The organism is Williamsia sp., from assembly GCF_016462415.1.
Classification (GTDB): Bacteria; Actinomycetota; Actinomycetes; order Mycobacteriales; family Mycobacteriaceae; genus Williamsia_A.
The window spans coordinates 87,042-110,359 of the sequence record NZ_JAEMTF010000001.1; the positions used below are offsets into that span (position 1 = coordinate 87,042).

Genomic DNA, 23,318 nt, shown 5'->3' on the forward strand with positions numbered 1-23,318 from the left:
GGGATTCGATGAACAACTCGCACAAAGCAACCCGCCGTGCCGCGGGGCTCGCCGGGACCAGCGCCGCGCTGGTCGCTGCCGCAGCACTACTGGCACAGGGCTCGGCGAACGCCGACGTCTTCGTGAAGCTGCCCAACCAGGTCCAGAACACCACCCTGCAGGACGGCACCAAGGTGTCGATCACCCGCACGGGTGAGACCGCGACCATCGCACCGTCGCTGGGCGGGACGCCGCTGCACCGCGCCGCACAGGTGTCCGCGCGGTACCAGGTGACCTCCAGCAAGAAGGCCAAGATCCGCATCCAGGCCGGGTACATCGTCGGCTGCCAGGTCAGCATCGCGTCCACCACCTCCGGTGGCAGCGGGACCACCACCGAGAACCTCGCGGGGACCAGCACCGCCACCGGCGGCGGCGCGAACCAGTCGCTCACGCTGGGGCCGGGCCAGGCGACCCAGTACTTCATCAACCAGGTGGAGAAGGCCGACGATTTCGGCAGCCAGCAGTACACCAACAACGTCGACTACGAGGGCTCCAAGCTCAAGCTCAGCTACACGGGCTCGCAGCTGCAGCTGACCGGCTGTGCCGGTTACGCCCAGGCGCGCTCGGTCGCGATCGTGCGCGTGCGCACGTCGAACGTCGACAAGCAGGTCACGTTCTACGGCAAGCCGTTCTCGATCGGTTGATCTGAACCCCTCTCACGAGACGAATGCCCCCGGCCTGGTGGTCGGGGGCATTCGTCGTTCCGCGATGGGTTACTCAGCGTGGCAACTGATCTGCAGGGATGATCTGCAACGAACTGGCCTCGCCGGGCGCGCTGCCGGTGACGGCGACGATGCCGGTCACCGGGTCCATCGCCACCGAGTTCGCCTGCTGCACCGTGGGGACGTCGCCCTTGATGCGCGGCTTGGCGGGATCGGTCATGTCCACCAGTCGGAGCGTGTTCGACGACCCCAGGGTGACCAGCAGCGTCTTGGTGCGCGCGTCATAACTGAGCCCGTACGGCTTGCCGGGAGCATCGATGCGGGCGACGTCGGTGACCTGCGGGGTGATCCGTTCGATCAGTACCGCGCCACCATCGGTGTCGGCGAACGCCACCAAGCCGTCACCGAGGGCGTGGGCGTGGGTCAGCCGGGTTCCGATCCGTTTGCTCGCGACCTCGGTCATGGTGGTGCCGTCATAGATGAACACACCGTTGCCCTGGACGTCGGCCATGGCGGCGTAGCGCCCGACCGCGGCGACACCGCCAGGCTGCGGTGGACCGGCGGGCAACGACTTGACGAGCTTGCCGTCACGGATGAACAACGCGCCGCCGCCGTGTTCGTTGGTGCCGACGAGAGTCCCGTCCGAGGTACGCACCGCGTCGTGCGGCAGGTCGCCGACACCGGTCGCGATCGGCCCGAAGGTCCCGTCGAACGACAGTTCGGTGATGGTGTTCGAGGTCTCGAGCGGGAGGATCACCGGGCCGTCGGGGCCGGCGAGCTCGAGATGCCTGGGTGCGCCGGCGGTCGGGATGCTGCGGACCACCGATCCGGTACGCACGTTGACCAGGGTTATGGCGTCGGGCCGCCGCACACCGACCGCGGCGATGCCGGAGGTGCCGATGACGACGCCCTCGGGCTCGTTGCCGACCTCGATGACCCTGCCCGCAGGAGTCACCGTCGGTGCCGGCGCCACGGCGGGTTCCGCCGCGACCGGGGTGGCCGACGATGACGATGCGGGGGCGTCACCGCCTTCCGAATCCGTGCCACAACCCGCGACCAACACGACCGACAGAGCCACCGCAGTGGTGGCGACCAGAGACCTCATGACTCCAGTGTGCCTGCACCGGCGTTCACCCGAGCGTCACTTCTCCCATCCACGCGCCCGCGTAGGGTCGGTGAGGGCAGATGCACACATGTTTATGCGACCTCGCCGGTCGCGGAAGAGGAGCAATTCGTGACGATCAAAGCAACCGACTACAACCATGTTCGGTTGACCGTCCGGGACATCGCCACCTCCCGTAAGTTCTACGACGACGTCTTCGGATTCGACGTCGCGTTCGAGGCGCCGCCCGCCGACGCCGACGACGCCACCAAGGAAGCCCTCTCGTTCCTGTTCGGTGGTGTCATCTACCAGTTCGGTGGCGGCCTCCTCGGACTGCGCCCGGTCGCCCCGGGAGACGACTCGTTCACCGAGGACCGGTGCGGTCTCGATCACCTGAGCTTCTCGGTCGCCGGTCTGTCGGATCTGCACGATGCGGCCGCGACCCTGGACAAGCTCGGCGTCGCCCACGAGGGCGTCAAGGATCTCGGCGACGCGGGCATCGCCATCCTCGAGTTCCGCGATCCCGACAACATCGCTCTGGAGATCTCCGGCCCCAACAGCTGAGCATGACCGCCGACGCGCGCGTCCGGACGGTCTCGGCGGCACTCGCCGAGATCGTCGGTCCGCGCGACGTGCTCCACACCGAGCACGTCGGATCCGATTACGGCCACGACGAGGCACTGCACATCGAGCCGGTCACGCCGATGTACGTCGTCCGGCCGTCGACGCCGGAGCAGGTGGCGGCCGTGCTCCGGTACGCGGGCGAGCACGCGATCCCGGTCACCGCACGTGGCTCCGGCACCGGATTGTCCGGCGCGGCACGTCCGCTCGCCGACGGCATGGTCATCTCGTTCGAGAACATGTCCGAGATCCTCGAGGTCGATGTCGACAACCAGGTCGCCGTGGTCCAGCCCGGCGTCGGACTCGCAGCCCTGGACGAGGCCGCCGGGCGGGTGGGTCTCATGTACTCGGTGTACCCGGGTGAGCTCAGCGCCAGCATCGGCGGGACGGTCGGCACCAACGCCGGCGGCATGCGGGCGGTGAAGTACGGCGTCACCCGCCACAACGTGCTCGGCCTGCAGGCCGCACTCGTGACCGGTGCGCTGATCCGGACCGGCGGCGCCATCGCCAAGGTGTCCACCGGCTACGACCTGACCCAGCTCATCATCGGCTCGGAGGGGACCCTGGCGCTCGCCACCGAGGTGACGGTGAAATTGCATCCGAGACTGGCGTATTCGGCCACCGTGCTCGCTCCGTTCGCCACGGTCGACGAGGTCGTCGGGATCGTGCCTGCGGTCATCGCGACCGGGTGCGCGCCGGTCATCCTCGAGTACATCGACGCGATGACAATGGCGTCGATCACCTACTCGCAGGACCTCTCGCTCGGGATCCCCGACGCGCTCCGGGACACCGCGCAGGCGTATCTGGTCGTGTCGCTGGAGAACCGCGACCGCGACCGTCTCGACGGCGACATCGAACTACTGGGGGCGCTGGTGGCGCAGCGCGGCGCGCTCGACACGTTCGTGCTCGACGGTGGATCGGCCCGTGCGTTGATCGGCGCGCGTGAGAAGGCATTCTGGACCGCCAAGGCCGCCGGCGCCGACGACATCATCGACCTGGTGGTGCCCCGCACCGCGATGCCCGCATTCCTCGCACGGTCGCGTGAACTCGCCACGACCGCAGGTGGGGCGGCGATCGGCTGCGGTCACGCCGGGGACGGCAACGTCCACCTCGCGATCTTCTGCCCCGACACCGACGCCCGCCGTGGACTGCTCCACGACATCTTCGCGCTGGGGATGAGCATGGGTGGCGCCATCTCCGGCGAACACGGTGTGGGACGCGCCAAGTCGGCACACTTCGCCGAGTTGACCGATCCGGCGGTGATCGCGGTGATGCGCGAGATCAAACGAGGATTCGACCCGTCCGGGATACTCAATCCCGGCGTTCTGTTCGGTGAAGGGGAACCAGCATGACCAACGGCGCCAACGCGGTGATCAGCTCGCTCGTCGATTCCGGTGTGCAGGTGTGCTTCGGCAACCCCGGAACCTCGGAGATGCACTTCGTCGCCGCGCTCGACTCCGTGCCGCAGATGCGCGCGGTCCTCTGCCTGTTCGAGGGGGTCGTCACCGGGGCGGCGGACGGCTACGCCCGGGTGACCGGCCGACCGGCCGCCACGCTGCTGCATCTGGGACCGGGTATGGCCAACGGCCTGGCAAACCTGCACAACGCGCGCCGCGCACACACCCCGATCGTCAACATCGTCGGCGACCACGCGACCTACCACCACCGCTACGACGCACCGTTGGAATCCGACATCGCCACGCTCGGATCGTGGCTGCAGGGGTGGACGCGGACGGCGACCTCGACCGAGACGGTCGGGCAGGATGTCGCCGACGCGGTGGCCGCGTCGACGGACGGCGCCGGGCAGATCGCCACCGTCATCCTCCCCGCGGACATCTCCTGGACCGCCGGTGGAACCGTCGGGACCGCCGTGGCACCGGTGCCGCGTGCCGTCCCCGACGAGCAGGTGATCGCCGGGATCGCCGAGGCCCTGACCTCGGGTGCGAAGACAGTGATCCTCATCGGCGCCGAGGCCACACGGATCGACGGACTCCTCGCGGTCAGCCGGATCGCGAACGCCACCGGGGCAACGGTTCTCGTCGAGACGTTCCCCGCCGCGCTCGACCGGGGTGCCGGTGTCCCGAGCTTCGACCGGCTCGGCTACCTGGCCGAAGCGGCCCAGGCGCAACTCGACGGGATCGAACACCTCGTCCTCATCGGGGCCCGCTCGCCGGTGTCGTTTTTCGCCTACCCGGACAAGGCAAGTGACCTGGTGCCCGACGGCGCCACGGTGCACACCCTCGTCGACATCCGCGACGACGTCCTCGGTGCGGTGACCGCGCTGGCCGACCGCGTGGCGGCCGAGCACACCGCGACGGTGCAGGATCGGGTCGAGGTCGACCTGCCGAGCGGCGATCTGACGTTGGCGAACTGGGTCCAGGTCGTCGGCTCCGTCCTCCCGGAGGGCGCCATCATCTCCGACGAGGCGAACACGTCGGGTCTGATGTTGCCCGCCGCGACCGCCGGTGCGCCACGACACCAGGTGCTCACGTTGACCGGGGGTGCCATCGGACAGGGACTACCCGTCGCCGTCGGTGCCGCGATCGCCGCCCCGGACCGTCCCGTGCTCGCGCTGCAGTCCGACGGCAGTGCGCTCTACACGATCTCGTCGCTGTGGACGATGGCGCGGGAGAACCTGAACGTGACCACCGTGCTGCTCAACAACAGCGCCTACGCCATCCTGCGGATGGAACTGCAACGCGTCGGCGCGCAGAGCGGTGGCGAGAAGGCGAACTCGCTGCTCGACCTGTCCCACCCGGACATGGACTTCGTCGCCATGTCCACCGGGTTCGGCGTCCCGGCCGTGCGGGTCACAACAGCCGAGGACCTCGCGACCGAACTGAATCGCGCCTTCGCAGAGGAGGGACCTCACCTCATCGAGGCCATCATCCCACCCCTGCTCTAGCGGTGTGCCTCAGACGAAGGCGCTGAACCCGGTGACGCCGCGGCCCACGATCAGGTTGTTCATCTGCGAGGTGCCCTCATAGGAGTAGAGCGCCTCGGCGTCGACGAAGTACCGGATGACGTCGTAGTCGAGCAGGATCCCGTTGCCGCCCATGATCTCTCGGGCCCAGCCGACCACCTCGCGCAACCGCGTCGTGCAGTAGGTCTTGCACAGTGCTGCGTGTTCGTCGCGATAGACACCCTGATCCTGCAGCTGTGACACCTGCATTGCCAGCCCCAGACAGGCGGTGACGTTGCCCGCCATGCGGGCGATGAGGTCGGAGATGAGTTGGAACGAGGCGATGGGCTTGCCGAACTGCTCGCGCTCCTGCGCGTAGGCCACCGCCTTCTCGTAGGCGCCGATCATCACGCCGACGGCGCTCCACGCCACCCCGCCGCGGGTGAGGCGCAGGACCTTGCCGGTGTCGGCGAAGGAGTTGGCGTTCTCGAGCTTGTTGGCCCCGGGGACTCGGCAGTCCTCGAAGTAGAGATCGGCGTTCTCGACGGCGCGCAAGGAGTACTTGCGTTCGATCTTCTCCGCGCGGAACCCCTCGAAGTCCTTCTCCACGACGAAACCCTTGACCTCGCCGTCTTCCTCGTCCTTGGCGTAGACGATGACGAGGTCGGCGAAGGTGGCGTTGCCGATCCATCGCTTGCTGCCGTTGAGGATCCAGTCGTCGCCGTCGCGACGCGCGGTGGTCGACAGCCCGCCGGCGACGTCGGAACCGCCGTCGGGTTCGGAGAGCCCGAAGGCGCCGACGAGTTCCATTCGGCGCATCGCCGGGAGCCAGCGGTCACGCTGCTCGGCGGAACCGAGGATCGAGATGCTGCTCATCGCCAGACCACTGTGGACGCCGAACATCGTCCCGGTGGACGGGTCGACCCGCGCGAACTCCAGCCCGAGCCACCCGGTGAGCACCTTGCGGTGCGGTTTGCGTCCGTCGAACTCGTATCCGAGTCCGACGATGTCCAGCTCGGCCAGCCGCGGCAGCAGGTGCCGCGGCGACTCGCCCTTCTCCCAGAACTCGTTCGCCCGCGGGGCGACCTCCTCGGCGAGGAAACGTCGTACCCGGAGGATGATCTCGCTCTCCTCGTCGGTCAGCGCGGCCTGGTATCCGAACAGGTCGGAGGCCAGATAGCTGGGGGACAGCGGTTCCATCGGTTCATGCGAGCTCATCGGTGAGTCCTCTCCGCGGGCGGGCGGGCCGCATTCGCGATGTCTGCACGTGTCTACGACTCCATTGACGATCGTAATGGGGCGGCTGAGTCGGGCCGGGTGGACTGCGTGGTTACATCGATCGTGCGTCGGTCGTCAGACCGGGCGTCTGACACCGAGGAGCTGGTTGTGGCCGTTGACCGTTTGTTGCCCACCGACGAGGCCCGCGAGCTGATCCAGCTGACCCGTGACATCGCAGCCAAGACGCTCGGCCCGATCGTCGACGGCCACGAGAAGCGGGAACAGTATCCCGACGGGGTCTTCGCAACGCTCGGCGAGGCGGGTCTGCTGAGCCTGCCGTATCCCGAGGAGTGGGGCGGCGGTGGCCAGCCCTACGAGGTCTACCTCCAGGTGCTCGAGGAACTCGCCTCGGCGTGGGCGGCCGTGGCGGTCGCGGCGAGTGTGCACGGCCTGGCCTGCTACCCGGTGAGCGCCTTCGGTACCGAGGAGCAGAAGGCACGTTGGCTGCCCGACATGCTCGGCGGCGCCACCATCGGCGCCTACAGCCTGTCCGAACCGCAGGCCGGCTCCGATGCCGCGGCACTGACGTGTCGGGCCGTCGCCGCGGGGGATCACTACGTCATCGACGGCGCCAAGGCGTGGATCACCCACGGTGGGGTCGCCGACTTCTACAACCTCTTCGCCCGCACCGGGGAGGGGTCGAAGGGAATCTCCTGTTTCCTCGTCGACAAGAGCACTCCGAACCTGACGTTCGGCAAGCCCGAGGAGAAGATGGGCCTGCACGCGATACCCACCACCTCAGCGCACTACGACGGTGCGCACGTCGAAGCCGACCGGCTCGTGGGCGCTGAGGGGCAGGGCCTGCAGATCGCGTTCTCCGCACTGGACTCGGGACGCCTCGGCATCGCCGCGGTCGCCGTCGGCATCGCGCAGGCCGCTCTCGACGACGCGGTCGCCTATGCGCAGGAACGGTCCACGTTCGGCCGCAAGATCATCGATCATCAGGGTCTCGGGTTCGTGCTCGCCGACATGGCCGCCGCCGTCGACTCCGCGAGGGCGACGTACCTCGACGCCGCTCGCAGACGTGATGCAGGCCTGCCCTACTCGCGCAACGCGTCGGTCGCGAAGCTCATCGCAACCGACGCGGCGATGAAGGTGACCACCGACGCCGTCCAGGTCTTCGGCGGGTACGGCTACACCCGGGACTTCCGGGTCGAGCGGTACATGCGCGACGCGAAGGTCACCCAGATCTTCGAGGGGACCAACCAGATCCAGCGCCTCGTCATCAGTCGATCCCTGGCCGGCTGAGCAGATGAGCGCGCAGATGCGGTTGGTCGCGGGTGTCATGCGGCTGACCCGCAAACGACAGATGTCGACGCCCGCACGTGCACAGCGACGCATCCACGCGCCGAAGGGGTCGGCCGAGCCGACGCCGGCGATCCGGGACCGGCACACCGTCACGCAGTACCGAGAACACGGCTTCGACGTCCACCGCATCGTCCCGAAGGACGGCCGGTTCACCCGATCGGTGCTGTACCTGCACGGCGGTGCCTACATCGCCGAGATCGCGCCGCAGCACTACGGTTTCATCAGCAGGCTGGTCGATGCCGGGGTCCGCGTCGACGTACCCGCGTACGGACTGGCGCCACAGCACACCGCGGTGCAGGCCTACGACCTGGTCGAGTCGGTGTATCGGCGGTTGCTCACCGACGCCACCCCGTCGGAGATCACCGTGATGGGCGATTCGGCGGGGGCCGGGATCGCGCTGGGTTTCGTCCAGCAGGTGGCGGCTCTCGACCTTCCCCAGCCGGGGCAGGTCGTACTCGTGTCACCGTGGCTCGACGCGGAGTTGTCGAACCCGGAGATCGCCGGGGTGGAGAAGCGCGACCCGTGGCTGAGTTCCGTCGGGTTGCGTGCGGCGGCGCGGGCGTGGGCCGGCGACCTACCGCTCGACGATCCGCGGGTCAGTCCCATCCGCGGATCGGTGCGCGGTCTCCCACCGGTCGAGATCTGGTGCGGTACCCGCGATCTGTTCCTGCCCGACGTGTTGGCCCTGACCCGCGGCATCCGCGCAGGCGGTGGACAGGTGCGACTGACGCAGTGCGAGGGGGCCATTCACGTCTACCCGGTCCTGCCGACCCCGGAGGGGAAGGTCGCCACCCGCGAGATCGTCGCTTCGATCGCCGATCCGAGAGGGCCCTGAGCGCGCCGTGATCAGAGGGTGGACAGATCCGGTACGCCCGCCATGCACTCGATCCGCACGCCGTCGGGGTCGGTGAGGTACACCGCGCCGGTGACCGATCCACCGGCCCCCTCCATCCTCGAGACCGTGTGTCGCTGAGCGGTTCCGCCGTACTGCTCGGCGAGCTCCCACAGATCGTCGATCGCCTCCACCCGGAAGGCGAGGTGCGTGAACCCGAACTGGTTCATCGCTCGTCGCTCGCGGTCTCCGACCCCGTCGGGCGTGGTCCACCGCACCAGTTCCAGCCGCATGTCCGGACGCGCCAGCATCCGTGAGGTGAACTGGCCGTCGATCTCCATCGTGGCGGCGAACTCGGGGCCGAGATCCATCGTGAACAGCTCACGGAACCCGAGGACGTTGACGTAGAACGCCGTGGAGCGGTCGAGATCGGAACAGCAGATCCCGATGTGAGACCACGATTGGATCGCCATGTCATCCACCTCTCGCAGTGATCGTCCCGCCGTATGTGTCTATCACCGCGACCGAGCTGACCGAGTACCTTTCGGTGAGCGGGTGCTCTGCGAGGTGTCGGTTCGCGCGTGATCGACAGGAAGACAGGTGGTCATGTCGAATCGCTATGCGCGCCTGATGTTCGGTCGTGGTGCGCTCGAACGGCAACGGGCCGACGGCAGCTATGCGGTGTACGGGGCGAACGCCGACCGCGACGACGACGGACCGGACCATCTCGATGAACGCGAGATCGGGCTGCTGAGCAGCGTGTTCCAGTTCCACCTCGCGACGGCCACGGCCGACGGGTACCCCTACATCCAGTACCGCAGCGGACCGCGTGGGTTCCTGCACCATCTGGGCGAGGACACCATCGGCTTCGCCGACTTCCACGGCAACGCCCAGTTCGTGTCGGTGGGCAACATCGACGACAACGGCCGGATCGCGATGTTCGTCGCCGACTATCCCCGCAAGATCCGGCTCAAGCTGTTCGGCCACGCCACCGTCGTCGACGCCGCGGAGGACCCCGAACTGCTGTCGCGGCTGATGACAGTGGGTGACTCGCGTATCGCGGCCCGGGCCGAACGCAGCATCGTGATCACCATCGAGGCGTTCGACTGGAACTGTTCGCGCAGCCTGGTCCCGCAGTACGACCGCGACTACGTGCGCGCCCTGAACCAGGCACACGCCGCCGAGACCGCGGAGTTGCGTGCCCGCATCGCCGATCTCGAGCGTCAGATCACCGAGGCCTGAGCGGATCAGCCAGCTGCTGCAGCTGGATCGCCGTGTCCAACGCCAGGCGATGCCATGCGTGTCGAGGATCGCGGCCGGTCAGCTCCTGCGCGCGGCGTAGTCGGTATCGCAGCGTCTGCGGATGCACGTGCAGCTCCGCGGCGGCCGCCGTGGCCGTGCCGGTCGAGATGAACGCCCGCACGCCGTCGAGCAGATGCTCGTTGGACGGATCGCGCAGCGGTCCGAGCACGGTGGACACGACCGCGTCGGTGTCCGCCGTCGCACGCGCGGTCAGCAGGACCAGAAGTTGACAATCCCCGTCGTCGAGCAACGCCCGCTCGGCGAATGCGTGTCCGGGAGCGGTGTCGAGTGCGTCGCATGCCAACCGGTAGGCGGCGGCGACATCGGCGATGGGTCGCCCCGACATCAGGCTTCCCCGCAGATCCGCCGCCGCACACACCGAGTCGAGGAGTGTCCGGTCGACCGTTCCGGGCAGCAGCAGGACCCCTCGGGTCCCACGCCGGGTGCAGAGGTGGGGTCGTGCCGGACCGTCGGTCGGGTCGGTGTGCGGTGTCTCGCCGAGCGATCGGAGGATCGTGTCGAGGTCGTCGTCGGACATCGAGCGCCCTGGGTCGGTACGGGCGACCACGAGCAGCTGTGGACGACCGGCCAGGGCGAGATCGAGCTGCCTGCTGCGGTCGGCAATGGCGCCGGGCGAGTTCTGCCGACCCGCGATGAGGTCGTCGAGAAACGCGGCCTGTGCCTGTCCGCGATCGGAGGTCAGGCGGTCGCGGTAGGTGGTGTACGCGTCGATGATGACCTCGGAGACCGCGTCAAGGGTGCGGAGCACCAGCAGGCTGAGGTCGGCGACGTCGGCCGGTTCGAGGTCGTCGAGATGGTGGTCGATGACGTGTCGTACGAACACGTCTGACGCGACGCGGTAGGCGCGCAGGATGTCGGTCAGTGGGCGGCCGTCGGCGGCCCGAGCGGTGCCGATCGCCCGGAACGCGGATCGGTCCCGCTCGATGTCGCCGTCGTCGATCCACAATTCGAGCAGCCGGCGCAGAGACCCGGCCGCGATGTTCTCGACCTCGTCGAGTTGTGGACCCCGCAGGTCGCGGTAGGCGGGAACTGCCTCGCGAATGGCATCGACCGACCGCGTGACGATCGCGGGGAGTTCGCCCTGCAGTCGGGTGACGGTGCGTTCGCGTGCGGCGCTCATCGAGATCCCGTCTGCGGTTTGTCACCCGGTGACAAACCGGATGGTTGAAAGGACGCCGATCATTGCGCTGCCTTGTCATCCACGACACTCTCACACGAGAGGTCGAAGTCGCCGAGGAGGAGAGAACGTGGACGCAGATGTGATCGTGGTCGGTGCCGGTCTGGCGGGGCTGGTGGCCACCGCGGAGTTGGCCGACGCCGGAAAACGCGTGCTCCTGCTTGATCAGGAGCCGGCCGCGAACCTGGGTGGCCAGGCGTTCTGGTCGCTCGGCGGACTGTTCATGATCGACACCCCCGAGCAGCGGCGGATGGGCATCAAGGATTCACCCGAACTCGCCTGGCAGGACTGGCTCGGCAGCGCCACCTTCGATCGCGGTGTCGACGACCCGTCCGGCGAGGACTACTGGGGCCACAGGTGGGCCGAGGCCTACGTGCACTTCGCCGCCGGCGAGAAGCGCTCGTGGCTGCATGCCCAGGGCGTGCGATGGGTCCCGATCGTCGGATGGGCCGAGCGCGGCGGCTACCTCGCCGAGGGCCATGGCAACTCGGTTCCGCGCTTCCATCTCACGTGGGGGACCGGGCCGGGTGTGGTGGCCCCGTTCGAACGGCGGGTCCGCGAGGCGGCCGACCGCGGGCTCGTGACGTTCGCCTTCCGCCATCGCGTGGACGAGCTCGTCGTGTCCGACGGCGTGGTGACCGGTGTCCGCGGCGCGGTGCTCGAGCCCAGCGATGCCGTCCGCGGGAGCAAGAGCTCACGGGTGGTCACCGCGGAGTTCGACCTGTCTGCGTCGGCCGTGCTCGTGACGGCCGGCGGGATCGGCGCCAATCACGATCTGGTCAGGGCGAACTGGCCCGAGCGCCTTGGCACGCCTCCGGCCTCGATGATCTCCGGCGTGCCCGAACACGTCGACGGCCGCATGCTGGGGATCAGTGCCACAGCCGGTGCCCGGCTGGTCAATCGGGACCGGATGTGGCACTACACGGAGGGCATCAAGAACTGGGACCCGATCTGGGCGAACCACGGTATCCGCATCATCCCGGGACCGTCATCGATGTGGTTCGACGCACGCGGGCAACGGTTTCCGGTGCCCAACTTCCCCGGCTTCGACACACTGGGCACGCTGAAAGCCATCCAGGACAGCGGCTTCGACCACTCGTGGTTCGTCCTGACGCAGAAAATCGTGGAGAAGGAGTTCGCGTTGTCGGGATCGGAACAGAATCCCGACATCACCGGCAAGGACCTCAAGCTGGTCCTGAGTCGGGTGTTGCCCGGCGCCAGCGGACCCGTCGAGGCGTTCAAGGAACACGGCGAGGACTTCGTCGTCGCCGACACCCTGCCCGAACTCGTCGACGGCATGAACCGGATCGTCGGGAGCGACCTGATCGTGCACGACGACCTGCGACGCCAGATCGTGGCGAGAGACCGCGAGATCGACAACCCGTTCACCAAGGACCTGCAGGTCTCCGCGATACACAACTCACGTCGGTCACGAGGAGAGCGGATCGCGCGAACCGCGGCGCCGCACAAGATCCTCGACCGCAAGGCCGGTCCGCTGATCGCGGTCCGACTCAACATCGTCACCCGGAAGACGCTCGGCGGACTCCAGACCGATCTGGCCGGTCGGGTGCAGAACGCCGAGCTGTCCGCGGTCCCCGGCCTGTGGGCCGCCGGCGAGATCGCCGGTTTCGGTGGCGGTGGCGTGCACGGCTACCGGTCGCTCGAGGGGACCTTCCTCGGCGGGTGCCTGTTCAGTGGTCGACAGGCCGGACGGGCCCTGGCCGCGGAGGTGTGAGTCAGGCGGCGAGGTAGCGCTCGATCCTGATCGAGTCGATCGGGTAGCCGGCGTCGACGAGCCACTCGCCCAGCATCTCGACGAACTCGTTTGCCCCGCACAGGTAGACGAGGGGACGGCTCTCCACCGGGATCACCGAGGCGAGGAACTCCTCGTGCGTGATCCGTCCCGCTGGACGGATCGAGTCCGGTGGGGCCGATCGCGTGTAGAACCAGTCGACCGGCAGCCGTCGGTGTGCGGCCAGCGCGGCGAACTCGTCGCGGTAGTAGACGTGTTCAGGAGAACGGGCCGAGTAGAGCAGCCGGAACGTCGAATCGGGCGCCGCGGTCTCCCGTAGGCGCACCATGGCCATCAACGGTGCGATGCCGGAGCCGCCCGCCACGAGCTGGATCGGCTGGGCCGTGCCGGGTGATGTCGGGGACCACACGAAGTGCCCGCCGATCGGCCCGGCGATCTCGACCTGTTCACCGATCTCGAGGTCGCGCACCAGGAACGGCGACACCTCGCCGTCGTCGAGCTCCTCGACGCTGACCGCGACCGTGTCGCCCTCACGGACGTCGGACAGCGAATACGAGCGCGACGCCGAATAGCCGTCGGGTGCGGTCAGTCGGATGTCGATGTGCTGACCCGCCAGCGCACCGGGAAAGCCCGGGATCGACAACCACAGTGATCGCGCGGTGGGGGTCTCCATCGTCGCCGCGGTGACCGTGGCCACCTGCCACGTCGTCACCGGTCGAGCGCCTCAGGCATAACGCTGCTCCTGCCAGGGGTCGCCGTACATGTGGTAACCGTTGGCCTCCCAGAAGCCGGGCTCGTCCTGGGTCAGCAGGTGCAGCTCGTTGACCCACTTCGCACTCTTCCAGAAGTACAGGTGCGGTACGAGAAGTCGTGCAGGCCCACCATGTTCGGGATGCAGTGGCTTGCCGTCGAAGGTGTGGGCGATCATCGCCTTGCCGCCGACGAGATCGGCCAGCGGGACGTTCGTCGTGTAGCCGCCGTAGGCATGCGCCATCACATGGCTCACGGACGCGACGTCCGCGCCGGCGGCGTCGAGGAGGGTGTCGATCGAGACGCCTGTCCACGACGTGCCGAGCTTCGACCACCGTGTCACGCAGTGGATGTCCACCACGATCTTCTGTTGGGGCAGTGCCATGAACTCGGGCCACGTCCACCGGTGTCCCTGTCCGTCCGGTGTGGTGACGGACAACGACCACCGGTCGGTCACCACCCGCGGGGTGGCGCCGGTGGCGAGGACCGGGAAGTCGGTGGTGAGGTACTGCCCCGGGGGAAGGGTCGGTCCGTCTCGGCGTTTGCCCCGGAACCGACTGTTGATGACGCCCATGGGCACATTATCGACTGTCGGCGTCCCCGACGCGCACCCGACGCGACCGTCGCCTATCGCCCGCGGTGGTCGAGGAGGATCTGCTGCCAGTTGCCGGGTACGCGGTCATCCGGTCCCGGCGTGGCCTGCGCGTCCGGGTGGTGGTGTGGTGGGGCGAGTACCGGCCCGGTGAACATGTCGTCGGTCCGGTAGTCGAAGAACCAACTCTCCCCGGGTTCGAAGCTCTGCACGATCGGATGACCGGTGCTCGTCGCGTGCGCGGTGGCGTGACCGTTGAGCGAGTCGTCGCAGCAACCGATGTGGCCGCACAGTGCGCACCGCCGGAGATGGAACCACCAGCTACCGTCGGCCTCGCAGTCCAGACACCCGGGTCCGCTCGGGGCGATGTGTGTGTCGATGCCGTCGATGTCGGTCATGGCATCGATCGTGGCACAGGAAACCTCGTGACGAGCGGTGTACCCGACACATGCGATGTCCGAATCGTCGGGCGCCAGGCGAGATCGCGTGGCACGATCGCGCTGATGACCGGCACCCCGACAGACGACCAGCGGCTCCGCGACCTCGCGGTGCTGCGTCGGGTACGCGACCGCATTGACCGGGAGTACGCGCAACCGTTGGATGTCGAGGCCCTCGCCCGTGGGGCGTACATGTCGGCCGGTCATCTCAGCCGTGAGTTTCGGCGTGCCTACGGCGAATCGCCGTACTCGTACCTGATGACGCGTCGGATCGAGCGCGCGATGTCGTTGCTGCGCCGGGGCGACCTCTCGGCGACCGAGGTCTGCTTCGCGGTCGGATGTTCGTCGTTGGGTACCTTCAGCACCCGGTTTCGTGAACTGGTCGGTGTGCCGCCCAGCGTCTTTCGACGGGAGGCCGCAACGACCTCGTCGGCGGCGGACACGTCAGGGATCCCGGCGTGCGTGGCGAGACAGGCGACGCGACCGATCAGGAATCGAGAAGCGCGCGTGGCCGAGTCGCATCTAGCGTGACCGCCATGACGATCACCATTCACTCCAGCTTCCTGCCGCACACCGACGCGGACGCCTCTCTGGCGTTCTATCGCGACGTTCTCGGGTTCGAGGTCCGCAACGACGTCGGTTACAACGAGATGCGATGGATCACCATCGGTCCGGTCGGCCAGCCCGACACCAACATCGTGTTGCACCCGCCGACCGCCGATCCCGGCATCACCGAGGACGAGGCCCGTGTCATCGGTGAGATGATGGCCAAGGGCACTTTCGGTCGGGTGCTGCTCGCCGCCCCCGACCTCGACGCGACGTTCGAACGGGTTGCCGCCGCCGGCACCGAGATCGTCCAGGAACCGACCGAACAGCCCTACGGGGTCCGCGACTGTGCGCTCCGCGATCCCGCGGGCAACCTGATCCGGATCCAGGAGCTGCGCTGACCACGACCACACCCGCGCGATCTGCATCGACGACGAGACGGAGAACCCTCAGACCATGGCCACGCGAACGGCGAAGACCACGCCCGATCCCCACGTCGCCGACACACACGACCTGATCCGCGTACACGGTGCGCGCGTGAACAACCTCAAGGACATCAGCGTCGAGATCCCCAAACGCCGTCTGACGGTGTTCACCGGGGTGTCGGGGTCGGGGAAGAGTTCACTGGTCTTCAGCACGATCGCCGCCGAGTCGCAGCGCATGATCAACGAGACCTACAGCGCCTTCCTGCAGGGCTTCATGCCCACCCTCGCGCGCCCCGAGGTCGATCTGATGGACGGGTTGACGACGGCCATCATCGTCGACCAGCAGCGGATGGGCGGTGATCCGCGGTCGACCGTCGGGACCGCCACCGACGCCAACGCGATGCTGCGCATCCTGTTCAGCCGTCTCGGTACCCCCTATGTCGGTTCCGCCCAGGCGTTCTCGTTCAACGTCGGGTCTGCGAGTGGAGCGGGTGCCGCAACCGTCTCGAAGGGAGGCCGCGACGTCAAGGTACGCAAGACCTTCACCATCACCGGCGGCATGTGTCCGCGGTGCGAGGGCCGCGGTTCGGTCAGCGACGTCGATCTGACACAGCTCTACGACGACGAGAAGTCGCTCAACGACGGCGCCCTGACGATTCCGGGCTACACGATGGACGGGTGGTACGGACGGATTTTCAGCGGGTGCGGGTTCTTCGACCCCGACAAGCCGATCAAGAAGTTCACCAAGAGACAGCTCGACGACCTCCTCTACAAGGAGCCGACCAAGATCAAGGTCGACGGCATCAACCTCACCTACGAGGGGCTGATCCCGAAGATCCAGAAGTCGATGCTGTCCAAGGACGTGGAGTCCCTGCAACCCCACATCCGTGCGTTCGTGGAACGGGCCACCACCTTTCAGATCTGCCCGGACTGCGACGGGACCAGGCTCACCGAAGGCGCCCGATCGTCGAAGATCAACGGGGTCAACATCGCCGACGCCTGTGCGATGCAGATCAACGATCTCGCCGACTGGGTACGCGGACTCGACGAGCCGTCGGTGGCGCCGTTGCTGACCACCCTGCGGCAGACCCTCGACTCGTTCGTCGAGATCGGTCTGGGCTACCTGTCCCTCGACCGCCCGTCGGGAACCCTGTCCGGTGGTGAGGCGCAGCGCACCAAGATGATCCGTCATCTCGGGTCGTCGCTGACCGACGTCACCTACGTGTTCGACGAGCCGACCATCGGACTCCATCCGCATGACATCGCCCGCATGAACGACCTGCTGCTGCGGTTGCGGGACAAGGGCAACACCGTGCTCGTCGTCGAGCACAAGCCCGAGGCCATCGCCATCGCCGACCACGTCATCGACCTGGGTCCGCGCGCCGGATCCGACGGCGGCCAGGTCATGTTCGAGGGAACCGTCGACGGCCTCCGGGCCAGCAACACCTTGACCGGAACGCACCTCGACGACCGTGCGGCCCTGAAACCCACGCTGCGTACGGCCTCGACGGCGCTCGAGGTGCGGGGCGCCGACTCGCACAACCTGCGCGACGTCGACGTCGACATCCCCCTGGGCGTCCTGGTGGTGCTGACCGGTGTGGCGGGCTCCGGCAAGAGTTCGCTGATCCACGGGTCGGTCACCGGACTCGACGGGGTCATCGCGGTCGACCAGACACCGATCAAGGGGTCCCGCCGCAGCAACCCCGCGACCTACACGGGTCTGCTCGAACCCATCCGCAAGGCGTTCGCCAAGGAGAACGGCGTCAAACCGGCGCTGTTCAGCGCCAATTCGGAGGGCGCGTGCCCGACCTGTAACGGCAACGGCGTCATCTACTCCGACCTCGCGATGATGGCCGGCGTCGCCACGCCGTGCGAGGAGTGCGAGGGCAGGCGTTTTCAGGCCTCGGTGCTCGAGTACACGTTGGGCGGCAGCAACATCAGCGAGGTACTGGGCATGTCGGCTGCCGAGGCCGAGACGTTCTTCGGCGACGGCCCGGCGCCCCTGCCCGCGGCGCACAAGATCCTGGAGCGGCTCGTCGACGTCGGCCTCGGCTACATCAAACTGGGCCAGCCCCTCACTGCGTTGTCCGGCGGAGAACGCCAACGCATCAAGCTCGCCACCCAGATGGCGGGTAAGGGGGAGGTCTACGTGCTGGACGAGCCGACGACCGGACTGCACCTCGCCGATGTCGAGAACCTGCTCGGACTGCTCGACCGCCTGGTCGACTCCGGGAAGTCGGTGATCGTCATCGAGCACCATCAGGCGGTGATGGCACACGCGGACTGGATCATCGATCTCGGTCCCGGGGCCGGTCACGACGGCGGACAGGTGGTCTTCGAGGGCACCCCGGCCGCCCTGGTGCAGGCCCGATCCAGTCTCACCGGGGAGCACCTGGCGGCGTACGTCGGGAAGTGATCGATCGTCGTCGGGTCGACACGTGTCGTGGTTCAATCGGCTATGCGTAAACCTGTGTCCCTGGTCGTGGTGACGGCGTTGACGTGCGCACTCTGGGTGTTCGTCGGCGCGGGCTCCGCGGCCGCGGCGGCGCAGCCGGCGTGGAACGGCGACTACTCGCTGAAGCGATTCGCTGCGACCAAGTACGGGTCCAGTCTGGCGGCGAGGCAGAAGGAGCCCGATTTCTCGGACGTCTACACCTTCGACACGCAGTGCGCGGGCCGGTCGGCCCTGACCTGTGTCTCCACCGTCGTCAACGGTCCCACGCCGGCCAATCCCACACTTCCGCTGCCGCCGAAGTACAAGTGGAGCGGATCCCGATGGGTACACACCTACGACTGGCAGTGGGATTGCTATCAGGGCAAGGGGGTCCCCAAGGTGTGGGCTCCCGCGCATTCGGTCGCCTACTACACCCCACAACGAGACGGCACCTTCAAGGGCCTGTGGCGCACGGACATCAAATCCGGTCCGTGCAAGGGATCGGTCTTCTTCAGGGTGGCGGCATATCCGGCCACGGCCACTCCTGTTCGCTGAACGAACAGCGACGGGCGTGATCGCTCAACCGACGTCGAGATCGGCGCCCCACGTCGAGTCGGTGCGTGTTAGGGCGGGCAACCCGAGGTTCTCCCGCAGGGTCGGCCCGACGTAATCCGGCTTCACGATGCCGCGAGAACGCAGAATCGGCAGCAGGCCGTTGTCGATGAAGTCGTGCTGGCGGTCGTCGGCGAGACCGTTGAGTGACAGCACGTCGAGCACACCCGCACGGAACCGTTCCTCGACCGCGTCGGCGAGTTGTTCGGGTGTTCCCGCCACCGTCCAGTGGCCGGTGTCCTGCGCAGCGACGATCAACTCGCGCAGGGTCAGCCCCCGTCGGATGTGGTCGCTGAACACCTCGACACGGCCGCGGCGTCGGTTGATCGAACGCACGTCGGGAATGAGGTTCTCGGGTAGCGGCGCGTCCAACGCCGCCTCGCTGAGGTCGACACCCCCGCCGAGCATGTCCGCCACCAGCACACGACCGTGGTCGTAATCGATGGCGTCGTGTCTGTCGCGGACGGTGGCGCGGACCTCGGCCTCGGTCGCGCCGAACGTGGCGTGAAAGGAACTGAAGACCAGGGGCAGCCCGCCGGGGCGACCGAGATCAGCGGCCTGCCTTCGGATCGTCGCGGTGTAGTTCTGCGCGATCTCCATCGTGGGCAGCGAGGTGAACACCACCTCGGCGTATCGCGCGCCGAGCGCGATGCCCGCCTCGGACTGGCCGGCCTGGATCTGCACCGGGCGGCCCTGGGGGAGCGGCGGGATGTTCAACGGTCCAGCGACGGAGAAGAATTCGCCGCGATGATCGATGGGTTGCACTTTCGTCGCGTCGAGCACTGCGTGCCCGTCGGGTCCGCGCGTGAGCGCACCGTCGCCCCAGCTGTCCCACAATGCGTTGACCACGTCGAGGGTTTCGGCGGCGCGGGCGTAGCGCCGTTCCGGCGAGGGCAGCTCGTCCGGTCCGAAGTTCTCTTCGCCGATCGCCGAGGTCACCAGGTTCCAGGCGGCGCGTCCGTTGCTGACGTGGTCGAGGGTGCCGAACAGCCGGGCCAGATTGAACGGATGGTGGAACGTGGTGGAGACGGTGGCGATCAGCCCGGTGTGACGGGTGACCTGGCTCAGCGCGGCGATGAAGATCAGCGGTTCCTGGGATCCGATCGCGCCCTGGGCCCCGAACGTCAACAGGTCGGCGGCGAACAGGGCGTCGATCCGGGCGGCCTCGGCGCGTTTCGCCACCTCGACAGCGGTGTCCAGAGTGCTCCGTCGGGGATCGATCGCCAGGTCGTAGGTGCCGGGGGTCCCGCCCGCTCCGGTGATGGTCGCGAGAGTGCGCGGTGGTCGGGCAGTCACGGTCTGAGCTCCTTCGATCGCGTCGCCGTCTGCATGTGAGCGTAAGCAGAGAAGGCTGCGGCGCAATGGGTTCGGCCCAGCGTTCGTTTAAAGTCGACGCACGCGGGATGATCAACCGCGTGACCCCACACGACGCACCCGAGAACGATGACCGCCCGCTCGGATCGGTCGACGCCCGGTTCACCCTCGCCGCCGAGCGCACCGTGTTGGCGTGGATCCGCACGTCGCTGGGACTGGTCGCTGCGGGTGTCGCCGTGCTGCACGTGATCGACCGGTTCGGCGAACCAGGGACCCGGCAGGTTCTCGGTGTCACCTTGATCGCCGTGGGTGCGCTGACCGCGGTGTTGGGCGGATGGCGATGGCGTCGGACGACCACCGCATTGCGCTCCGGGGGCGACATGCCCGGCGGTGGCGCGGTGTGGGTGGTGATCGCAGCGATCGTCGTGCTCGCGGCGGCGTTCGCGGTGGTCAGTCTCCTCGGCGACGGCGGCTGAGCGGTCAGTGCGTCGGCGCGGCCTCGGGGTCGGAGCTGACGTGCCTGCGCGAGAGTTCACGCAGCGCGCGGAACACCCGCTTGGACGACTCCGCCCACGGCATCAGGATCGGGAACACGTGGAACATGCCGCGTTCCTCCATCGCGTAGACGGTCACCCCCGCGGTCTTCAGGGCATCGACGAACTGGCGGATGCCGTCGCGGAACATCTCGTCCTCGCCCCAGCAGACGAACGTCGGTGGGAACCATTCCGGATGCGGTTTCGCGTAGATGGCCGAGACGCGCTCGTCGTTGGGCTGTACGCCCTGCAGATAGGGGCTGACCGGCACGTTCCAGGGCAGGATGTCGTGCTGCGCGTTGGTGGTGATCGAGGGATGGTTGAGGTCGAGGTCGACCTCGGGCGAGAACAGCATCACCGCCGCCGGCCGGGGCATGTCGTGGTCGTGCAGGTAGGACACCAGCGAGGTGGCCAGTCCGCCGCCGCCGGAATCGCCGGCCACCACGAGATGATCGGCATCGATCCCGCGCTCGAGCAGTCCTTCGTAGACGTCGGCCGCGTCGTGCACACCGGCCGGGAACGGGAACTCCGGGGCCATCCGGTAGTCGGCGATGAAGATCTCGTAGCCGGTGATCCGCACCAGCGACGCGGCGAACGCGGTGTACATGATCGGTGAGGTGCCGATGTACCCGCCGCCGTGCAGGTACAGCACGGTGGCCGCGATCGTCTCCTTCTCGTCGGGGTCGTCGACGAACTCGTCGGAGCTGGCCTTCGCGCGACACCACAGCCCCTCGACGCCGCCGATGGTGTCCTTCGTGAGTTCGACGCCGTCGACGAGTCCGATGAACGGCGGCATGACCACCCGGCAGATGTCGTCGAGGATCTTCTCCATCGAGCGGAACTCCTCGATGGGCAGACCCATCGAATAGCCCATGAACGACCGGATGGCCTGGCGGGTGACGGACTGTCCGATGTTGTCGAGCAGACCGCTCGGTCCCTGCCACGGGCGACGGAACGGCACTCGCGCGAGACCGTTGAGCATGCTCTCGGCCAGTCCGACCATTGCCAGGGCCGTCAGGGGTGCGGATGCGGTCTCCACCTCGGGACGATCAGCCATAACCATGCCTCGATCCTAGGTGCCGTCGACGGCCCGGTCGGCCCGGCGACCACCCCACCGGAGTCGAGCCGCTCGCTGCACGTGTGACCATGGTTCATGGCCTTCGACGTCGCCGCTCTTCGCGCGCAGTTCCCCGCTCTGGAGTCAGGTATCGCGCATTTCGACGGCCCCGGCGGGACACAGACACCATCGGTGGTGGCCGAGGCCATCACGAACACCCTGCTCGCCCCGCTGTCGAACAGGGGTCCGCTGGTGGCCAGCGAGCGCAACGCCGACACGGTCGTCGATGAGTTCCGCCTCGCCTACGCCGACCTCCTCGGTGTCTCGCCACGCGGAATCGTCATCGGGCGCAGCGCAACTCAGATCGCCTACGACGTCGCTCGCCTGCTCGCGAAATCGTGGGGTCCCGGTGACGAGGTCGTCGTCAGCCGCCTCGACCACGACTCCAACGTCCGTCCCTGGGTGCAGGCCGCCGAGGCGGTCGGGGCGACCGTCGTCTGGCTCCCACTCGATGCGGTCACCGCGGACCTCGACCTGTCCGGGCTCGACGAGGTCATCAACTACCGGACCCGTCTCGTCGCCGTCACGGCAGCGTCGAACCTGCTGGGCACCAAGCCCCCGGTGGCGCGAATCGCCCGACGCGCACACGACGTCGGTGCGCTCGTCTACGTCGACGGCGTCCATCACGCGGCGCACGCGTCGGTCGACGTCGGTGCGCTGGGCGCGGACTTCTTCACCTGCTCTCCGTACAAGTTCTTCGGGCCACACTGCGGTGTCCTGGCCGCCGACCCTGAGTTGCTGGAGTCGCTGCACCCGGACAAGTTGATCCCGTCGACGAACCGAGTTCCCGAACGATTCGAACTCGGCACCCTCCCGTACGAGATCATGGCGGGCGCGACAGCGGCGGTGGACTTCATCGCCGGCATCGGACCGGACGTCGGATCACGTCGCGACCGGATCGTCGCCGCGCACCACCTCATCGACGAGCACGAGGTTCGGCTGCGTCGGCGCGTCGAGGCCGGCTTCGCCCGCTTCGGCGATCGCGTCAGGTGTCACTCGGTGGCGGGGGAGCGGACACCCACGTTGTTCTTCACGTTCCGAGGCGTCGACGCCTCCGCGGTCTACCGATCTCTCGCAGCGCGCGACGTCCTGGCGCCGGCCGGTGGCTTCTACGCCCACGAGGCGATCCGTGCACTGGACCTCGGCACCGACACCGGACTGCGGGTCGGTCTGGCGGCCTACAACGACGACACCGACATCGACCGTTTGCTCGCCGGCGTCGCCGATCATCTGCAGGGCACCTGAAGCGGCCCTATTCGTTGACACTCTTGCCAATCTGGTTACCTCGGCGAATGATCGTCGGCATGGAACGGACGATCGTCAGGTGTGACTCGGGTGGCCTCTACTCGACGATCTGGATTCCGCTGATCTCGTTCAAGGCCATCCGGTTCGGGTCGGCGCGATTCCAGCGTTGCCCCGTGCACCGTCGGTGGGAGCGGGCAACCCTGGTCGACGCCACCGCCCTGACCGACGAGGAGCGCCGCGCGGCACAGTCGATCGTGGATGTCGGCATCCCCTGATCTCGCTCGTTGCACGTCACTGATCACTCCGTCACCGCTCA

The 23,318-nt window shown here is 67.8% G+C and carries 24 protein-coding genes; 15 read left to right on the forward strand and 9 right to left on the reverse strand.

The genetic code is table 11. The features are described from left to right. Nucleotides 1-8 precede the first annotated feature (8 nt). On the forward strand, nt 9-683 hold the full coding sequence (locus JHC79_RS00395) for an MspA family porin (RefSeq protein ID WP_296387893.1): 675 nt from the start codon (nt 9-11) through the stop codon (nt 681-683). Between the two features lie 73 nt (nt 684-756). Here the strand turns inward: JHC79_RS00395 and JHC79_RS00400 are convergent, their stop codons facing one another. Continuing rightward, a complete protein-coding gene (locus JHC79_RS00400; RefSeq protein WP_296387894.1) occupies nt 757-1,806 on the reverse strand; it encodes a hypothetical protein in 1,050 nt (349 codons plus the stop codon). Between the two features lie 129 nt (nt 1,807-1,935). On the opposite strand from JHC79_RS00400, the gene JHC79_RS00405 reads away from it, so the two are divergent. From JHC79_RS00405 to JHC79_RS00415, 3 genes are read left to right on the forward strand one after another with little or no spacing between them, the layout of a single operon-like run. After that, a complete protein-coding gene (locus JHC79_RS00405; protein ID WP_296387895.1) occupies nt 1,936-2,367 on the forward strand; it encodes a VOC family protein in 432 nt (143 codons plus the stop codon). A gap of 2 nt (nt 2,368-2,369) precedes the next feature. Continuing rightward, on the forward strand, nt 2,370-3,776 hold the full coding sequence (locus tag JHC79_RS00410; protein ID WP_296387896.1) for an FAD-linked oxidase C-terminal domain-containing protein: 1,407 nt from the start codon (nt 2,370-2,372) through the stop codon (nt 3,774-3,776). After that, on the forward strand, nt 3,773-5,329 hold the full coding sequence (locus JHC79_RS00415) for an acetolactate synthase large subunit (RefSeq protein ID WP_296387897.1): 1,557 nt from the start codon (nt 3,773-3,775) through the stop codon (nt 5,327-5,329). Before JHC79_RS00410 ends, JHC79_RS00415 begins: the two co-directional genes overlap by 4 nt. A 9-nt stretch (nt 5,330-5,338) precedes the next feature. On the opposite strand, the gene JHC79_RS00420 is transcribed toward JHC79_RS00415, so the two are convergent. Beyond that, nucleotides 5,339-6,544 (reverse strand): acyl-CoA dehydrogenase family protein, encoded by a 1,206-nt coding sequence (locus JHC79_RS00420; RefSeq protein ID WP_296387898.1) that lies wholly within the window; start codon nt 6,542-6,544, stop codon nt 5,339-5,341. 168 nt (nt 6,545-6,712) lie between these two features. Here JHC79_RS00420 and JHC79_RS00425 point away from each other — a divergent pair, with 168 nt between their 5' ends. Next, nucleotides 6,713-7,852, forward strand: coding sequence for an acyl-CoA dehydrogenase family protein (locus JHC79_RS00425; RefSeq protein ID WP_296387899.1), 1,140 nt, complete (start codon nt 6,713-6,715; stop codon nt 7,850-7,852). A gap of 4 nt (nt 7,853-7,856) precedes the next feature. Then, on the forward strand, nt 7,857-8,747 hold the full coding sequence (locus JHC79_RS00430; protein ID WP_296387900.1) for an alpha/beta hydrolase fold domain-containing protein: 891 nt from the start codon (nt 7,857-7,859) through the stop codon (nt 8,745-8,747). Between the two features lie 11 nt (nt 8,748-8,758). Here the strand turns inward: JHC79_RS00430 and JHC79_RS00435 are convergent, their stop codons facing one another. Next, nucleotides 8,759-9,217 (reverse strand): VOC family protein, encoded by a 459-nt coding sequence (locus tag JHC79_RS00435; protein ID WP_296387901.1) that lies wholly within the window; start codon nt 9,215-9,217, stop codon nt 8,759-8,761. 133 nt (nt 9,218-9,350) lie between these two features. Here JHC79_RS00435 and JHC79_RS00440 point away from each other — a divergent pair, with 133 nt between their 5' ends. Then, a complete protein-coding gene (locus JHC79_RS00440; RefSeq protein ID WP_296387902.1) occupies nt 9,351-9,986 on the forward strand; it encodes a pyridoxamine 5'-phosphate oxidase family protein in 636 nt (211 codons plus the stop codon). Here the strand turns inward: JHC79_RS00440 and JHC79_RS00445 are convergent. Beyond that, nucleotides 9,973-11,187, reverse strand: a complete 1,215-nt coding sequence (locus JHC79_RS00445) for a helix-turn-helix domain-containing protein (RefSeq protein WP_296387903.1) — start codon at nt 11,185-11,187, stop codon at nt 9,973-9,975. The two genes, JHC79_RS00440 and JHC79_RS00445, sit on opposite strands and share 14 nt — an antisense overlap. A gap of 127 nt (nt 11,188-11,314) precedes the next feature. Here JHC79_RS00445 and JHC79_RS00450 point away from each other — a divergent pair, with 127 nt between their 5' ends. After that, a complete protein-coding gene (locus JHC79_RS00450; RefSeq protein WP_296387904.1) occupies nt 11,315-12,979 on the forward strand; it encodes an FAD-binding dehydrogenase in 1,665 nt (554 codons plus the stop codon). A gap of 1 nt (nt 12,980) precedes the next feature. Here JHC79_RS00450 and JHC79_RS00455 read toward each other — a convergent pair whose 3' ends face one another. Genes JHC79_RS00455 through JHC79_RS00465 form a run of 3 tightly spaced genes read right to left on the reverse strand, consistent with a single transcriptional unit; the run spans nt 12,981 to nt 14,737 of the window. Continuing rightward, a complete protein-coding gene (locus JHC79_RS00455) occupies nt 12,981-13,709 on the reverse strand; it encodes an FAD-binding oxidoreductase (RefSeq protein ID WP_296387905.1) in 729 nt (242 codons plus the stop codon). Between the two features lie 12 nt (nt 13,710-13,721). After that, nucleotides 13,722-14,321 (reverse strand): sulfite oxidase-like oxidoreductase, encoded by a 600-nt coding sequence (locus tag JHC79_RS00460; protein WP_296387906.1) that lies wholly within the window; start codon nt 14,319-14,321, stop codon nt 13,722-13,724. Between the two features lie 53 nt (nt 14,322-14,374). After that, complete coding sequence (locus JHC79_RS00465; RefSeq protein WP_296387907.1) at nt 14,375-14,737, reverse strand: UBP-type zinc finger domain-containing protein; 363 nt, start codon at nt 14,735-14,737, stop codon at nt 14,375-14,377. A gap of 105 nt (nt 14,738-14,842) precedes the next feature. Here JHC79_RS00465 and JHC79_RS00470 point away from each other — a divergent pair, with 105 nt between their 5' ends. From JHC79_RS00470 to JHC79_RS00485, 4 genes are read left to right on the forward strand one after another with little or no spacing between them, the layout of a single operon-like run. After that, nucleotides 14,843-15,307, forward strand: coding sequence for a helix-turn-helix transcriptional regulator (locus JHC79_RS00470; protein WP_296387908.1), 465 nt, complete (start codon nt 14,843-14,845; stop codon nt 15,305-15,307). 5 nt (nt 15,308-15,312) lie between these two features. After that, the gene (locus tag JHC79_RS00475; protein ID WP_296387909.1) at nt 15,313-15,723 is read left to right on the forward strand and encodes a VOC family protein; all 411 of its coding nucleotides are present in this window, start codon (nt 15,313-15,315) and stop codon (nt 15,721-15,723) included. A gap of 55 nt (nt 15,724-15,778) precedes the next feature. Further along, nucleotides 15,779-18,163 carry an excinuclease ABC subunit UvrA gene (locus JHC79_RS00480; RefSeq protein WP_296387910.1) on the forward strand — a complete coding sequence of 795 codons (2,385 nt, stop codon included), beginning with the start codon at nt 15,779-15,781 and terminating at the stop codon, nt 18,161-18,163. Between the two features lie 42 nt (nt 18,164-18,205). Further along, a complete protein-coding gene (locus tag JHC79_RS00485) occupies nt 18,206-18,736 on the forward strand; it encodes a hypothetical protein (protein ID WP_296387911.1) in 531 nt (176 codons plus the stop codon). 24 nt (nt 18,737-18,760) lie between these two features. Here the strand turns inward: JHC79_RS00485 and JHC79_RS00490 are convergent, their stop codons facing one another. Further along, the gene (locus tag JHC79_RS00490) at nt 18,761-20,056 is read right to left on the reverse strand and encodes an NtaA/DmoA family FMN-dependent monooxygenase (RefSeq protein ID WP_296387943.1); all 1,296 of its coding nucleotides are present in this window, start codon (nt 20,054-20,056) and stop codon (nt 18,761-18,763) included. A 152-nt stretch (nt 20,057-20,208) separates the two neighbouring features. Between JHC79_RS00490 and JHC79_RS00495 the strand changes: the two genes are divergently transcribed. Continuing rightward, nucleotides 20,209-20,583, forward strand: a complete 375-nt coding sequence (locus JHC79_RS00495; protein WP_366782051.1) for a DUF202 domain-containing protein — start codon at nt 20,209-20,211, stop codon at nt 20,581-20,583. 4 nt (nt 20,584-20,587) lie between these two features. Here JHC79_RS00495 and JHC79_RS00500 read toward each other — a convergent pair whose 3' ends face one another. Beyond that, nucleotides 20,588-21,703: an alpha/beta hydrolase gene (locus JHC79_RS00500; protein WP_296387913.1), complete on the reverse strand. Its 1,116-nt coding sequence runs from the start codon at nt 21,701-21,703 to the stop codon at nt 20,588-20,590. Between the two features lie 90 nt (nt 21,704-21,793). Between JHC79_RS00500 and JHC79_RS00505 the strand changes: the two genes are divergently transcribed. Next, the gene (locus JHC79_RS00505; RefSeq protein ID WP_296387914.1) at nt 21,794-23,002 is read left to right on the forward strand and encodes a cysteine desulfurase-like protein; all 1,209 of its coding nucleotides are present in this window, start codon (nt 21,794-21,796) and stop codon (nt 23,000-23,002) included. A gap of 59 nt (nt 23,003-23,061) precedes the next feature. Then, nucleotides 23,062-23,277 carry a hypothetical protein gene (locus tag JHC79_RS00510; protein WP_296387915.1) on the forward strand — a complete coding sequence of 72 codons (216 nt, stop codon included), beginning with the start codon at nt 23,062-23,064 and terminating at the stop codon, nt 23,275-23,277. The last annotated feature ends 41 nt before the right edge of the window (nt 23,278-23,318 follow it).